Consider the following 13,947-nt stretch of genomic DNA (forward strand, 5'->3'; position numbering starts at 1 on the left):
AAACAGATTCTATATCATCTGGGTTTAAATCGCTAATTCCATTTCCATAATCTATAGGAGCATCTCCTTGTGCGTAATTACTAACACTTCTTGTAGACGTAATTCCAGAAGTAATAGGAATTCCATCTACTACAAATAAAGCTTCATTGTTTCCATAATTTAAAGATTGATCCCCACGCAAGGTAACTCTAACAGATCCGCTTGGTCCTGTGCCTGCCTGATCAAAAGTTAAACCCGCTACTTTACCAGACATTCCATTAATCCAGTTTCCTGTTACTGTTTTGGTTAAATCTTCTTCATTCACTTTAGCTACAGAATATCCTAAAGATTTTTCTTCTCTAGAAATATTCAATGCGGTAATTACTACCTCACTTAACTTTGTTACATCTTCTTTTAAAACAATTTTAAGCTGAGTTTTATTTTTTACAGGGATTTCTTGCGTAATATATCCGTTATAAGACACGACCAGCACAGGGTTGTTAGTAGTTACGTTGATGGTGAAGTTTCCATCAAAATCTGATATTACTTGGTTGGTGGTTCCTTTTTCTAAAACCGTAACCACAGGTAAAGGGATGTCCATTTCATCTGTAATCACACCTGTTATTTTTATTACATCTGATTTTGTATCGGTAAGTTGTTGTACCGAAATACTGTTATTGATTCTTTTAAATTGTAATTTAACTTTAGATGTTAGTTCTTCTAATATTCTTAAAACAGATATGTTTTTGGATTTGATTGTAATCTCTTTATCTATTTTTTTAAGAGATTGATCATAAATAAAATAATAATCTGTTTTAGATTCTACTTCTTTTAAAATTTCTAATGGAGTTGCGTCTATTTTTAAAATTGATATCTTTGTTTCTGCCAGATTTTGGCCGAATGCAAATTTTGCAAACATTGGATTGGCAAAAAATAAAAGAGCTAAATAAACAGACAATTTTGTGACCATTTTTACAAAAGGATGTTTAATTAAGTTCATAAAAAATGTTTAATAATTTCTTTAATTAGTTATTGTTAATCGCTAGCAGTCTGTTTTACTCGCCAAAGTATCTTATAACAGACTGTTTTTTTATTCAGTAGTATGTAGTTTCGTTTTCTTTATGTCATAAAATTTATTTTAATGATTACACTTTCCTAAAATTTGAATTTCTTTAGAAGAAATAAATCTGTAGGATAAATTAGGTTTTACAAAAGTGATGTTATCTAATATGTTTTTTAAAGAAGCATTTTTAAACACTCCTGTAAACGAACAGTTTTGACTATTTTTATCTTCTAAGTGTATTTTAACATTGAACCATTTTTCTAGTTTTGGAATTGCTGTTGCCAACGTTTCATCATCAAACCTTAAAACACCATCTTTCCAAGCTAAAAACCTGTCTAATTCTACTTTTTGTTTTTGAATACTTTTGCTCTTTTTATTAAAGTTTACCTGATAAGAAGGAGTTAAAATCATCTCATCTTCTCCTTCAATAGCTACACTAATTTTTCCTGTAGCAAGAGTAACTTCTACATCATCCTGATCTTGATACGCTTTGATGTTAAAAGTGGTTCCCAACACTTTAGTAGTAACCATTGGAGTTTTGACTATAAATGGATGTGTTGGCTTTTTTTGAACATTAAAAAAAGCCTCTCCAGTTAATATTACTTCTCTAGTAGTTTCGTTAAAAGTTTCTGGAAATCTAATTTCACTGCCGCTATTTAAATTTACTACCGATCCATCTGGTAAAGTCACTGTTAACTTTTTACCGTAGTCAGCTCTTTTAGTAATAGTTTGTGCCACTGTGTAAGTGCTTTCTATTTGTAGTTTAGATGAAAAATACCAACTACCTCCAACTATAGATGCAGTTAACACAAATATTGCAGCTATTCTTAACCAAGTACTAATGGATTTCTTTTTCTTAGCTTTATGAATGTTTGAGTAAATTTCTTGTTGAACCATAGACTTGTGCCTATCGTTAAAAAAAATATGTTGTTCATTTCTTGCCAACATTTTTTCCTCAAATAATTCTAAAACTTGTTGTTCTTCTTTAGAAAGATTTCCTTTTTGCCTTTTGTTAATTAATTCTTTTAATTCTTTTTCTGTCATTTTTTATGGGTCTATACTAGTATATACCCAAACCTAATTTTTTTTCACGGTTCAAAAACAAGGTTTAACGTTATGTTTATATTCAAAGATTTCGTTAATATTTAATTAACAAAAAAGAAAGATGAAGTTATTGAAGCTCTATAAACACCCCAAAAAAAGAAGAAAAGAAATTACTTTTTCCATATGGGTTCTAAGAGATTTAAGTGCAATAGACAATTGATTTTCTACAGTACGTTTGGACGTTCCAACTTTTTGAGCAATTTCTTCGTTGTCTAGACCTTCATAACGACTCAACGTAAAAATTTCACGACATTTTGTAGGAAGATTGTTTATATAATGACGTAATCGTAAGTTCGTTTCATCAAAATCATGATCCAATTCAGTAACAGAATCTATTGTTAACTCTCTACAAACTTCCAACTGAACCTGGTTGAACTTTTTATCTCGTATAGAGTTGTAAACTTTGTAACGCACTGCCTGATGTAAATAAGCTTCTATATTGTTAGGAGATACCTCTTTTCTTCTCCTCCAGTAATCTAACCAAACTTCTTGAATTACATCTTTAGCTTCTGCTTCATCCATAACAATAGACTTTGCAAAAATATATAACTGCTCCCATAACCTACTATACAAAGTGCTATAGGCTATTTCATCATTATTAGTTATTCGTTTTGCCAGTTCTGAATTAGAAAGCATTTTATACTTTTTAGGGCTGCAATGTACTTAAAATATACCCTGTTTATATTATTGAAATGTTAACCTTTGTTGCAGGGAAATAACTAGTTATAAAAAAAAACGATGCAATTTATTATATATAGGAGGGTTTTAAATTTAAAAATAAATAATATTTTAGCCCAAAACACAAGTAGATGTCTTGCATGCATGTAAGATTATTTTAAACAATTTTAATCCAGATGTTAAGTTTATGAATGATTGGGATACATTAAAACTATTGGTCATTTTCTCATTACTTGCGGCAGTAAATTTATTGGTACTTTCTTTAATTCTATTGTTTAAAAAAAACAATAGTCCAAGTAATAAAGTGTTAGGACTCTTAGTTTTTATCCCTAGCTTGGTTTTGGTAATGAACCCTTTGTTGTATTTGCAATATTTTTCAAAATATTTGGTGTTTATCTTTTTAGGTTTGTCTAGTACTTTTTTGTTTGGACCTTTATTGTTATTGTATGTTTATTTGGTTCAAGGAAATACATATTGGTTTAAAAAAAAGGAACTCTTGCATTTTTTGCCTGTTTTTTTGGTTACGTTTTATGGAGTGTATCTCAATTTTCAGTCAAGAGAAGCCATTCTTGAAAATTATTTGCAAATCGTTTCAGGAGAAGACGTAGTTACGAACTTTATTTATTTGGCTCAGTTAATTCATTTTGCAATATACATCACTTGGAGTATTAGAAAAGTGAATGGAATGAGAACAAAAAACTACCTGTCTGTTGCAGAAAAAAACAACTACAAATGGCTTCGTTTTTTTGTGTTTCGTTTGTTGTATCTTAATGTTTTAATGTTGTTGGTGTATATAGTTCAAATCAGTTTTTTTCCTAGCTATATGATGTATTCAGATCTTTTGGCAACACCTTTAGCATCTTCATGTTTTTATCCAATTATGGTGTACAAGAGTTTTTCGGCCAATGCTACGTCTAGTGAAGATGTTTTTGATTCTAAAGAAAACAAATTCAAATGGCCTTTATCACCAAAATCAGCGCAGGTAAAAAAAGAGGATTGCAAGGAAAATGCCGAAGACTTACATGCTTTATCGGTCCAAATTCAGCAGCACATTAAAGAAAGTAAAGCCTATTTAACGCCTAATTATGCCATTTCTGATTTGGCAAAACAACTCCATCAGTCCCAAAGAATGGTTTCTGACAGTATCAATCAAGTTTTTGGTAAAAATTTTTCAGATTTGATACATGATTATAGAATAGAAACATCAAAAAAGTTATTGTTAGAAAAATCCAGTAATTTAACCATAGATGCCATTGCAGAACTGTCTGGTTTTAAGAGCAGAGCTACTTTTTATAGAGTGTTTAAAGACAAGACAAATCTTACACCAGCACAGTATGTAAAGAAGTATAAATCCGTCTCATAATCCGTTTTTGAGACATCTTACATTGTTTTGTTTCCTAGTTTTTTAGGTAAATCTTGTTTATTTACTTCCCAAAAACAACAACAATGAAACATTATATCAACAAGCTTTTTTATTTTGTGGCGATGGCTGTTTTGATGGCTTGCACTTCTGATAACGGACCGGAATCCGAAGCGGGTTTAACCCAAAATCAACAAGATTTTATAGCGTTACTCAAACTAAAGTATCCAACACAGGTAGTTAATTTTACAACAGAGACTGCAATAAATGAAGCTCCGTATGCAGTAAATCAAAAAACTACTTTTACTTTTTCTAGCTCGGGAATGTTGTTTATAGATACCAATCCAGAAAAAAATGATGGAGATGAAATTGAACTTCCAGTTTTTACCATTAGTGGTAATGAATATATTTGGAAAGATACAGAACAAGATTTGTCTTATGTTTTGTCTTTAACAGCAGAAAATTTTATTAACGAAATCAATGTTTTTAAAACATCAACTAATACTTTTTACAACTCTTTAAAAGTTAGTTCTGATGCTATTGAAGTTGAAAAGACATATTCTTATTTATTGTTACCAAATGAAATTGAATGTACGTCTCAAACAAAAAATAAAATAGAGACCGATCAAAGATTAATTACCATGAGAACAAAATTCTGTGATGGTTCTCAAAAATCTTTGAGTTTTAATTTTAAAGCAGATATAGCTATTGCCACAGGAACTTATCAAATACAAGCAACAAATGCTGAAGAAAAAAATCCGTTAGAAGGAAACGTAGCGGTGAGCTTATTTATAGATGGAGAAAATTACTATGGGCAATCAGGGACTATAACTATAAAAACAAACAACACTCTTAATACACTTGTTGATTGTGTTTTTGAAGGACTTGTGCTTAAAAACTCAAATGATGATGAAATTGTAATCTCAGGACAAATACTAGGGGTATAATGAAAAAGCAAATGTTATTAAAGTCAGCGTTACTGTGCTGTCTTTTTTTAGGAACCATGGTGAGCTGTTCTTCTACTGACGAACCAGAAGATGCTATTAATAAAGAAGAAGAGATTATTGAAGAAACTAAAGAGGGTTCTTATTACTTTTTTGGAGATGATAATATTGAATGTGCTCCTGTTTCTCAAGGAAAGACTTTGGTTTCAATTGTTCATATCATCTCTAAACCATGCCAATCGAGTAGTGCAGCTTTAACTTTTTATTTTGAAGTGATGCAAGAAATTGAGGTAGGAAGTTATGAAGTGTTGGCATCAGAAAGCATCAATGTTTACCCAGAAAAAGGACAAGTATCTATTGTTTTTTACAGTCACGATTCCAAAAACTGGTATGCTCAATCGGGAACAGTAACCATTACAACCAATAGTGATGACTCTTCTAAAATAGACTTAAAGTTTAAAAACCTGATAATGAAAGCTGAAGATGGAACAGAAACCACCTTTACAGGTCAAATTATTGGAGTGTAAAAAATTAAAACTTAATAAATAATAAAATGAAAAAACAATTTTTTTTAATAGCTGCTGTATTAACTATTTCCATAGCAAATGCGCAACAAGTTTCGGAAATAAAATTAAAGACAAAAGGATTTAATTTAAAAAAAGCCAAAAAACAGGATAAGGTTTATATTAACTCTTTTAACGTGTTTTTTGAAGTTTATAAAGAAATAAGAAATAAAAAAGCAGGGTATAAAGGGACAAGAGGAAAAGTAGTTGGAGATGCTAAAGTAAGTTTAGGAGTAGGTTTAAAAGGAGTAGATATTGCTGCGATTCAACAAAAAACAGACTTGCTTTACCAAGAGACCATCAATAAAATAAAAGCGAGTGGCTATCAATTAGTACCTGTAAATGAGGCGAAAAATTTAGAAATTTTTGAAGGATATGAAGTTTTACAAGGTCCATTATTGTTAGAAAAAGAAGAATTGCCTGGGGTAATACAAACTGTACCTGCTGGATATTCTTTTTTATCAAAAATTCCTAAAAAAACCGATGTAGGAAAATCTCTAGCCAAATTTACTAAAAAGTTTAAGCATCCTAAGTTATCAAGATATCCAAAAATTTCAAAAGAATTAGGAGATGTAATGGTGTTGGATATCAATATGTATGTGATGTTTACCGAAGCTCCAAAACCAGGATTTAATTTAGGAAGTTTAGATAAGGTGGCTAAGGTAAAAATTAATACCAACTATAGGTTGGTAGATAGGTATACCGTGGTAAATTCTGGAGAAGATAAAAAAAGTCTATTAGGAATAAAATCTGCTGGAAATAATATAGCTACCGATGTATTAACAGAGTTCTCTGTAGTGTATGGAAGAAATAAAATAGGAGGTTCTGCTTTGGCTACCTACGATGGAAATTTAAAAAAACCAATAGAAATAAACGGAGTCCTTAAAAAGGAAAAAATAAAGGCATATCAGTCACAACAAACCATTGCTCCAACCCTCAACAATCCTGCGTATCAAAAAATAGGAGGAATTACTTTGGCTACCATCGAAAACAGGTTTTCTAAAAATGCAAGTTGGATTCAGGTAGATGGTGCAAAACACAGCGATGGACTTTACAATGCTTGTCATCTGTTTTTAGAACAAAATTTAAAAGAAGTTTTTGATTAAAAAATCTATTATTCTATGGGAAAGTAAGGTTGATAAAGTGAGGTTTGATAATATTGTTTATCCTAGCTGTTTGCCATGTATATGGGCATTTGTTAGATAACAATTACAAACCTAAAGGCTGTATCGTTGTTTCGATACAGCTTTTTTATGTTTATTGGTTTTCTAATCAATAGACTTACACTAAAATAGTAGCACTTTCTGTAGTGAGTTCATCTACTTCATCAAAGTAAAAATCAATTCTTCCCAAATTGATTCCATAGGCTCCTACTTGATTGATTAAGGTGTTTTTACCAGCAGCATTTTTAACAATGGTTGGCTTTTTTAAGAAAGTGTGGGTGTGCCCTCCAATAATCAAATCGATATTTTGAGTTGCTTTGGCAAGCATTAAATCAGATATTTTATTAGGGTTGTTTTTGTAGTGATACCCCAAGTGAGACAAACAAATAATTAAATCGCAGTGGTGTTTGGTTTTGAGTTCTTGGGTAATGTCTTTTGTAATTTCAATTGGGTCTAAGTAGGTAGTTTCTTTGTACAACCTATGATCTACCAAACCTTCTAGTTGAATACCCAATCCAAAAATCCCTACTTTAATTCCATTTTTATGTATTATTTTATAGGGTTTTACATGACTGTCCAAAACAGTGTTTTTAAAATCGTAATTGGCAGATACAAAATCAAATTGTGCATGGGGTAGTTGCTTATAAAAGCCTTCAATTCCATTATCAAAATCATGGTTTCCAAGTGTAGCAACATCGTATTGCAACTTGCTCATCAATTGAAACTCTAGTGCACCTCCAAAATAATTAAAATAAGGGGTGCCCTGAAAAATATCTCCTGCATCTAACAATAGTGTATTGGGGTTTTCTTTACGGATTTGCTGTACCAATGTAGCACGTTTGGCTACACCTCCTTTACTGGCATTTCGGTAGTGTGTGGGTTTAAATGGCTCTATGTGACTGTGAGTGTCGTTGGTGTGTAAAATAGTTAAATGCCTTTGTTTTTGGGTAGTAAAAGCAGGCAATGTAAGTCCTCCAGCTAGAGCTAAAGTACTGGCACCTCCTACTTGTTTTATAAATTTTCTTCTTTCCATTAGTCAAGTGTTATGCGGTGGTCTATACGAGCTTTTAAAGTGTCTGTTTTTTTAAAATACTGAATGATAGCATCTCTAACTTTAAGATCTATCTTAGTTAAGGCTATAGGGTTTTTAAAAAAATCCATGCCATCGCCTCCGTGTTGCAAATAATCAGAAGTAAGAACAAGGTAGTTTTTGTTTGGATCAAATTTCTGTCCTCTTATGCTCAGTTCGTAGCTTTGGTCGTTGTGTATGGTGAGTTTTATTTGTTTAGAAAGCGGATGGGCTTTTTTTCCTTGAATAAAATAATGGATGAGTTCTTCTGTTTTTTTTCCACTAAGTTGAACCACAACCAACTGATTTTCAAAAGGCATGAGTTTAAAAGCGTGTTCTTTGGTTACATTTCCTTTGGATATCAACGCTCTAATTCCTCCAGAATTAAATAGGGCAAAATCGATGGTTTGTTTCGTTTTATTTTGAAAAATAGGCTGTGCCATTTGATAAGTCAAATCGGCCATTAAGTTGCCCAAATTACTTTGTTGTTGGTCTGTTTTTTTTTGTAAGGTTACAGGTGTGTAAGTCAGTATTTGCTGCATTTCACGGTCTAGTTGTGTCTTGTATGGAGCAATCATACTATCAATAGCGGTATTAGCTACCATTGCACTATCTATAGCGATGTTTTTGCCAACTATTTTGCTTAGTTGTTGTGTGCTGTTTTTACAGGACACGAAAGATATCCATCCACAAATAAATAAAATGACTTTTGTAAGTTGGGTTTTCATTTTAAAAAAGGATTATTTAACAGCTAAATTAAACAACGATTTTACAAACAAGCGAGATTGCAAAGTTGTGATTTTGTTAACATTTAGTGTGTTTTTGTGACTTTGCACTGGCGAAGTATAAAATTAAAATGTTCGATGTCATCTTTGTTTAAAAAAAGCTTGCCGGTTATGGTAACAATGGCATCGGTTTCAATTTTTTGTACAGTGCTAAATTGCAATTCCATAGCGGTTTCTGGTCCAGCACCACCACAAAAAAAGCAAGATGCCATGGGGTTTTTAGATAATATATACGTTTTTTTAGTAGGATGTATGTCTAAAAAGTATCCTGTTATTTCAACATTTTTACCGTTAAGTTGATTTAGGGTTGTTGGGAAAGTAGGATACAGTACCAGTTGGTCTAAGGTTTCTAAGTACTTTTCTTTAAAAGTAACTTTGGCCATTTGTTCCCAGGTGAGTTTATTTTGTGCTATTGAGAAAGAACTCATTAAAATAAAAAGGAACAATACAAGGTTATTTTTCATGATTAAGCTGTTTTGCTATGTTTAGGTTAAAAATAGGAGCAACGGCTAGTAGTACAGCCAAAAATGTTACGCCAATAGTTAAACATCCTATTTGTATAATAGCTTGTAGTGGAAGTGGGTTTAATAGATGTTGTGGTAGGTTATGTTTAAAAATAGCTGTACTTATGTTTGTGAACAAAATTCCCAAAATTAGAGAAAGACTTACAATCATTATGCCTTCGTATAATACAATTTGTAGCAGTTGTAAACGACTTGCCCCATAGGTTCTCATCAAAGCCAAATCGTAACTGCGTTCTTGTACCATTTTGTATAGACTACTAAACAAAATAAAACCCGCAATCATCAGTACAAAATAAGCTATGGTTGCTATGGTTTGAAGACCTATGTTGGTAAATTGGTAAAGTTTGTTTAGCTCGTATTTGGGAAGTGCTGCCTGTAAATGCGTATCTTTATTAATTTTTTTTGGCAATGTTAACAAAGCCATTGGGTTGTTAAAGCGAATCAATATGGCTGTAATTTCTTTAGATTGTTGATGTGAATTTTCTCCATGCCCCAAATTAGGTGCATTGTGCTCCTTGTGTTGATGTACTTCCCAAATGCTTTCTAATGGTGTAAGAATAAGTCTGTCTGTTACTTTGTTTGTTGAGTTTAATATTCCTACTACTGTAAATTCTTCTTGGTGCACGTGATGTTCGTTTGCCATCAAACCATGAGCACTTTTAAAAGTAGCTCCCAATTGCAAACGGAGTTCTTTGGCAACTTGACTACCTATTACCACCTCTAATTTTTTTTGAGGCCATGTTCCTTGTAGTAACTGTGTATTGTATAGTTTTTTAAAATCTGGTGTAGTGCCTACAATGCGATATCCCAAATAATTATCTCCATAAGATATAGGCACTGCAAATTTAATATGTCTGTTTTGGCTTAGTTTTAAGGCTTCTTGATAAGCTATATTTCCTGTAGGCTTGTCTAAATGCAACAAAGCAGAAAGTACAAGCTGTATTGGGCTTCCTTTTGCCCCAACAATCAAATCAATACCCTGTACTTGTTGTTGTATTTGTTGTTCAAAAGAATGTTTAATTTGAGCAATACCAAGTAGTAAAGCCAAACTAAATGATAGTGTCAATACGCTTAAAACCGTGTGTAAGGGTTTTGATTTTATGTTTTTTATGCTGATGAACCACAAATTCATAAAACAATAGATTTAGAAAAATAGGGCTTGATGCGTTTGTCGTGTGTAATTACTATTAAATTGGCTTGGTTCTGTGTTGCCTGATTTAACAATAGCTGAATTCCTTTTTTACAGTTGATGTCATCAAGACTAGAAGTGGGCTCATCGGCCAGTAAAAGTTTAGGTTGATGTACCACCGCCAATGCAATACTGAGTCTTTGTAGCTGCCCTTCACTTAACTCATTACTCTTTTTATGCATAAGTTCACTTAAATCAAGTTGCTGTAACAGTTCGTCTATTTGTTTTTTTCGAATGGATTTTTTTGCAAAAAACAAACGTGTTTTTAAGTGTTCTAAAATGCTTAAAGAAGCCAAGGCATGTTTTTTTTGAAACACAAAGCCCATTTGTTGTCCTCTAAACTGCTCAGTTTCTTTAAAAGTAAGTTTAGAAAGAGAAACATCTCCAACACGAATTTCTCCACTTGTGGGTGGCAATAAACCAGCTATCAAATGCAATAAAGTAGTTTTTCCTATTCCAGATTTTCCCAAAATAAGCAAATGTTCTTTTGGTTGAAGTTGTATGTCTGGAAAACAGAAAGTTTTTTCACCTTTTTTGTATTGATAAGTCAATTGATGTGTGCTAAGCATGGCTTCGTGTTGGAGTTGTAAATTATATTTATAGTTGATTTAAATAGTTCATTTTTTCAATCAAATCTCCCGAAATAGCAACCACAGCAGGTTTTGGAATCCCGTCACTGTCAAAAGGCCATTTGCTGGTAGGGTTGTTAAGGTCTTTGGTTTGTTCTCCAGGATGTTGCACGCTTAAAAATAAGGTTTTTCCATCAGGAGAAAACCAAGGGCCTGTAAGTTCGGCATCGGTAGGTGCGGAAGCAACCCTAATTACTTTTCCTGCATCTTTGCCTAGTCTTGGAATCACAAATAAGCTGTTGTTTTTAAAAGCTTGATAAGGTTTGTCTGCTCTGTTCATAGCACTTCCAGACATGTCGGAAGTCATCCATAAATTTCCAGAAAGGTCAAAAGCAAGGTTGTCTGGGCACGAAAAACCTTGAGCTTCACCTCCAGCCAAATAGGTAGATGCTTTAAAGCTAAGTGCATCAAAAGCTCCGTTGGTTTCTTCAATTTTTAAAAGGCTTCCGTGAAAATCATTATTAGACTTGTTGTTGGTTAAACTTACAATAATGTTCCCTGTTAATGGGTCTATCTCAATGTCTTCAGGTCTGTTTAGCTCGGTAGCACCTAATAGTTTGGCTGCTTCTCTTGCGCGAATCAATACCTCTGTTTGGTCTTTAAATTTAGCTTTTAGTTTAGGTTGTGTTTCCCAATCTAAGGGCAACCATTTTCCATTAATGGTGTCGGCTACATAAAGGGTTCCTTCTTTTAACGATCCTGGTTTTGATGAAATAAATTTATACAAATGTTCGTTGTTGCTATCATCACCTGTATATGCAACCACGCGCTTGTCTGCTAGTTCGTACAAGGAGCAACATTCATGTGCAAACCTACCCAAAGCAATGTGTTTTTGGGCAGCACCTGTTTTTGGATCTATTTCTACCACCCAACCATAGTGTTCTGGTGGGTAATCATAAAAACGATCCCAGCCATAACTGCTAAATCGATGACTAGCAACATTATTGGCATCGTATTCAGTTTCACCAAAAAAACCATCGTAGTTTTCTTCACAAGTAATAAATGTATTCCAAGGGGTAATTCCTCCAGAACAGTTGGCTAAGGTTCCTTTTACTGTTGTTTTCCCTTTAATGGGTTTGTCCCAATTTAATTGAATAGGAGTTTGTGCGGTAATACGTCGGTTATAAGGGTCGTTGTGTACTATTTTCCATTCATTTTTTTCTTTTTTAATTCGTACAATAGTTCCCCCTACATGATACATTTCTTGATCTACTTGTTCTTGGGTTCTGTGTTCTCTAGGATTGTCGTAATCTCTGTAATTAAAATTAGACACAAATAGCGGATTGATGTACTCGTGATTTACCCAAAGCAATCCATCATTAGGATTGGTGTTATCTAAAGGAATAAAGCAAGTAAAATCATTGTTAAAGCCAAAAAGATCTTGATCGCTAATGGCTTCGTTCCAGCGAATAATAGGCTGGTAAGACAGTCCTTTGGATAAAAGCAAGTCGTCTTTGTTTGAGGGGGCTAAATTTTGCAATACCAAATCTTTTAGTCGGCTTTTATCAGCTTCACTCAGTTTGTTTTTAGAATTCGGAGTGGTGGTGTTTCCGCAACTAGCCAAAAATGGTGGAACCATTGCAACTCCGATTCCGATTTTACCTAAAAAAGAGAGAAACTCTTTTCTGTTGTAGGTTGTTTGTGTTTTCATGTGATTATTAATAAAATTTTGCTTGTATTTATGCTTTAAAAGGAAATGAGGAATGGTGTAAATCAATTTTTAACTGATTTTCAATTAGTTTATAACCCAAAGTATATTCTACCTTTACTTCTTGGTTATGGATGTCGGTAAAATAATAATTGCCCATGGTAATGGCTCTATTTTCTTCTAAGATCCATCCTGTATTTTCAAATCTGATTTTTATCCAAGGCTGCGAGGTAAAACCTTGATCCTCTTGGCAAGTTCTGTTTTTACCAGCAATAAAATAAGACAATGCTTCATTTTTATCAAAGCGAAATTGTTTAGTTTCACATCGTGTTGGTTTGAATAGTACAGGAACATGATCAAAGGCATAAAGCGAATCAATAAATTCTTTTGCTTTTTGTTCGCAGGCATTTCGCTCATTTTTTAGCTTTCCAATGGCTATTATACCCTGAGCCCATTGGTTTTGAGTTTGGTTTATTTGTTTTTTACAAATCATATTTGTTGAGGTTTTATGATTTTTAAAAATTCATTTCGTTTGCTTTCGTCTTCAAAGCACCCACCAAATTCTAGGGTAGTGGTAAAGCTATTTTTATCTTTAATTCCCCTAGAGGATACATACAAGTGTTTGGCTGAAATCATAACAATTACATCCTCCGTTTCTAAAGCATCTTGTAAATCTTTTAAAATCTGAATAGACAAACGTTCTTGCACTTGTGGTCGGTGTGCATAATAATCTACCAAGCGGTTTATTTTTGAAAGTCCTATCACCTTTTTTTTAGGAACATAAGCAATATGAGCATGGCCTGTTATGGGCAAAAAGTGATGCTCACAAGCAGAGTCTATGGTAATGTTTTGTTCTACAATAAGTTTTTGGTATCGATATTTATTTTCAAACGTAGCCAATTTGGGTTTGTTGGTAGGGTTAAGGCCGTAAAACAATTCTTTTACATACATTTTTGCAAACCTGTAGGGAGTACCCGAAAGACTATCGTCTTTAAGATCCAAGCCCAATTCTTCCATAATAAGGCCAAAATATTTTTGTATGGTTTCTATTTTTTCTGCATCTGTTTTAACAAATGCATTTGGTAGCATAGGGGTTTTAATGCTAAAACCAATATGGTTGTCTCCTATGTCTTCTATTTGTTTTTTATTCATTTGTGATTTTTTAAATGCAACATTGTTGCAAATATATTGTTTTTGTGCAATATTGTTGCCATAATTGATTTTAAGCAAAAAAAAACTCTCAAAAAAT

Annotated in this window: 15 protein-coding genes; 4 read left to right on the forward strand and 11 right to left on the reverse strand. The window is 32.9% G+C overall.

Features of this window, described 5'->3' with window-relative positions; genetic code table 11:
• The 3 genes from FS85_RS15350 to FS85_RS0108110 form a co-directional block, all read right to left on the reverse strand.
• On the reverse strand, nucleotides 1-979 hold a 979-nt coding region (locus FS85_RS15350), incomplete at its 3' end, for a carboxypeptidase-like regulatory domain-containing protein (RefSeq protein WP_010135675.1).
• A 138-nt stretch (nucleotides 980-1,117) separates the two neighbouring features.
• A complete protein-coding gene (locus tag FS85_RS0108105; protein ID WP_010135676.1) occupies nucleotides 1,118-2,086 on the reverse strand; it encodes a FecR family protein in 969 nt (322 codons plus the stop codon).
• Between the two features lie 138 nt (nucleotides 2,087-2,224).
• Nucleotides 2,225-2,782: an RNA polymerase sigma factor gene (locus FS85_RS0108110; protein WP_010135677.1), complete on the reverse strand. Its 558-nt coding sequence runs from the start codon at nucleotides 2,780-2,782 to the stop codon at nucleotides 2,225-2,227.
• A gap of 229 nt (nucleotides 2,783-3,011) precedes the next feature.
• Between FS85_RS0108110 and FS85_RS0108115 the strand changes: the two genes are divergently transcribed.
• The 4 genes from FS85_RS0108115 (at nucleotide 3,012) to FS85_RS0108130 (ending at nucleotide 6,797) form a co-directional block, all read left to right on the forward strand.
• Entirely contained in the window at nucleotides 3,012-4,187 is a 1,176-nt protein-coding gene (locus FS85_RS0108115) for a helix-turn-helix domain-containing protein (RefSeq protein ID WP_029489345.1), read from the forward strand.
• Nucleotides 4,188-4,270: 83 nt separating this feature from the next.
• Entirely contained in the window at nucleotides 4,271-5,131 is an 861-nt protein-coding gene (locus FS85_RS0108120) for a hypothetical protein (protein ID WP_010135679.1), read from the forward strand.
• The gene (locus FS85_RS0108125) at nucleotides 5,131-5,655 is read left to right on the forward strand and encodes a hypothetical protein (protein ID WP_010135680.1); all 525 of its coding nucleotides are present in this window, start codon (nucleotides 5,131-5,133) and stop codon (nucleotides 5,653-5,655) included. Before FS85_RS0108120 ends, FS85_RS0108125 begins: the two co-directional genes overlap by 1 nt.
• 26 nt (nucleotides 5,656-5,681) lie before the next feature.
• Complete coding sequence (locus FS85_RS0108130) at nucleotides 5,682-6,797, forward strand: hypothetical protein (protein WP_010135681.1); 1,116 nt, start codon at nucleotides 5,682-5,684, stop codon at nucleotides 6,795-6,797.
• A 175-nt stretch (nucleotides 6,798-6,972) separates the two neighbouring features.
• On the opposite strand, the gene FS85_RS0108135 is transcribed toward FS85_RS0108130, so the two are convergent.
• From FS85_RS0108135 to folE, 8 genes are all read right to left on the reverse strand, one after another.
• On the reverse strand, nucleotides 6,973-7,887 hold the full coding sequence (locus FS85_RS0108135) for a bifunctional metallophosphatase/5'-nucleotidase (RefSeq protein WP_010135683.1): 915 nt from the start codon (nucleotides 7,885-7,887) through the stop codon (nucleotides 6,973-6,975).
• Entirely contained in the window at nucleotides 7,887-8,651 is a 765-nt protein-coding gene (locus tag FS85_RS0108140; protein WP_029489346.1) for a 5'-nucleotidase C-terminal domain-containing protein, read from the reverse strand. Before FS85_RS0108140 ends, FS85_RS0108135 begins: the two co-directional genes overlap by 1 nt.
• An 83-nt stretch (nucleotides 8,652-8,734) precedes the next feature.
• Nucleotides 8,735-9,172, reverse strand: a complete 438-nt coding sequence (locus FS85_RS16870; RefSeq protein WP_010135685.1) for a hypothetical protein — start codon at nucleotides 9,170-9,172, stop codon at nucleotides 8,735-8,737.
• Complete coding sequence (locus FS85_RS0108150; protein ID WP_010135686.1) at nucleotides 9,162-10,364, reverse strand: ABC transporter permease; 1,203 nt, start codon at nucleotides 10,362-10,364, stop codon at nucleotides 9,162-9,164. Before FS85_RS0108150 ends, FS85_RS16870 begins: the two co-directional genes overlap by 11 nt.
• The gene (locus FS85_RS0108155) at nucleotides 10,361-10,990 is read right to left on the reverse strand and encodes an ABC transporter ATP-binding protein (protein ID WP_010135687.1); all 630 of its coding nucleotides are present in this window, start codon (nucleotides 10,988-10,990) and stop codon (nucleotides 10,361-10,363) included. Before FS85_RS0108155 ends, FS85_RS0108150 begins: the two co-directional genes overlap by 4 nt.
• A 28-nt stretch (nucleotides 10,991-11,018) precedes the next feature.
• On the reverse strand, nucleotides 11,019-12,701 hold the full coding sequence (locus FS85_RS0108160; protein ID WP_010135689.1) for a PhoX family protein: 1,683 nt from the start codon (nucleotides 12,699-12,701) through the stop codon (nucleotides 11,019-11,021).
• A gap of 28 nt (nucleotides 12,702-12,729) precedes the next feature.
• Nucleotides 12,730-13,191, reverse strand: a complete 462-nt coding sequence (locus FS85_RS0108165; protein WP_010135691.1) for a hypothetical protein — start codon at nucleotides 13,189-13,191, stop codon at nucleotides 12,730-12,732.
• The gene (folE, locus tag FS85_RS0108170) at nucleotides 13,188-13,850 is read right to left on the reverse strand and encodes a GTP cyclohydrolase I FolE (RefSeq protein WP_010135693.1); all 663 of its coding nucleotides are present in this window, start codon (nucleotides 13,848-13,850) and stop codon (nucleotides 13,188-13,190) included. Before folE ends, FS85_RS0108165 begins: the two co-directional genes overlap by 4 nt.
• Nucleotides 13,851-13,947: the final 97 nt, after the last annotated feature.

This window comes from Ochrovirga pacifica (assembly GCF_000220525.1).
In the GTDB taxonomy this organism is placed as follows: domain Bacteria; phylum Bacteroidota; class Bacteroidia; order Flavobacteriales; family Flavobacteriaceae; genus Ochrovirga; species Ochrovirga pacifica.

Excerpts from the sequence above, each read along its gene's own strand:
- FS85_RS0108105 (WP_010135676.1), bottom strand. The coding sequence starts at position 2,086 with ATGACAGAAAAAGAATTAAAAGAATTAATTAACAAAAGGCAAAAAGGA.
- FS85_RS0108110 (WP_010135677.1), bottom strand. The coding sequence starts at position 2,782 with ATGCTTTCTAATTCAGAACTGGCAAAACGAATAACTAATAATGATGAA.
- FS85_RS0108115 (WP_029489345.1), top strand. The coding sequence starts at position 3,012 with ATGAATGATTGGGATACATTAAAACTATTGGTCATTTTCTCATTACTT.
- FS85_RS0108120 (WP_010135679.1), top strand. The coding sequence starts at position 4,271 with ATGAAACATTATATCAACAAGCTTTTTTATTTTGTGGCGATGGCTGTT.
- FS85_RS0108125 (WP_010135680.1), top strand. The coding sequence starts at position 5,131 with ATGAAAAAGCAAATGTTATTAAAGTCAGCGTTACTGTGCTGTCTTTTT.
- FS85_RS0108130 (WP_010135681.1), top strand. The coding sequence starts at position 5,682 with ATGAAAAAACAATTTTTTTTAATAGCTGCTGTATTAACTATTTCCATA.
- FS85_RS0108135 (WP_010135683.1), bottom strand. The coding sequence starts at position 7,887 with ATGGAAAGAAGAAAATTTATAAAACAAGTAGGAGGTGCCAGTACTTTA.
- FS85_RS0108140 (WP_029489346.1), bottom strand. The coding sequence starts at position 8,651 with ATGAAAACCCAACTTACAAAAGTCATTTTATTTATTTGTGGATGGATA.
- FS85_RS16870 (WP_010135685.1), bottom strand. The coding sequence starts at position 9,172 with ATGAAAAATAACCTTGTATTGTTCCTTTTTATTTTAATGAGTTCTTTC.
- FS85_RS0108150 (WP_010135686.1), bottom strand. The coding sequence starts at position 10,364 with ATGAATTTGTGGTTCATCAGCATAAAAAACATAAAATCAAAACCCTTA.
- FS85_RS0108155 (WP_010135687.1), bottom strand. The coding sequence starts at position 10,990 with ATGCTTAGCACACATCAATTGACTTATCAATACAAAAAAGGTGAAAAA.
- FS85_RS0108160 (WP_010135689.1), bottom strand. The coding sequence starts at position 12,701 with ATGAAAACACAAACAACCTACAACAGAAAAGAGTTTCTCTCTTTTTTA.
- FS85_RS0108165 (WP_010135691.1), bottom strand. The coding sequence starts at position 13,191 with ATGATTTGTAAAAAACAAATAAACCAAACTCAAAACCAATGGGCTCAG.
- folE (WP_010135693.1), bottom strand. The coding sequence starts at position 13,850 with ATGAATAAAAAACAAATAGAAGACATAGGAGACAACCATATTGGTTTT.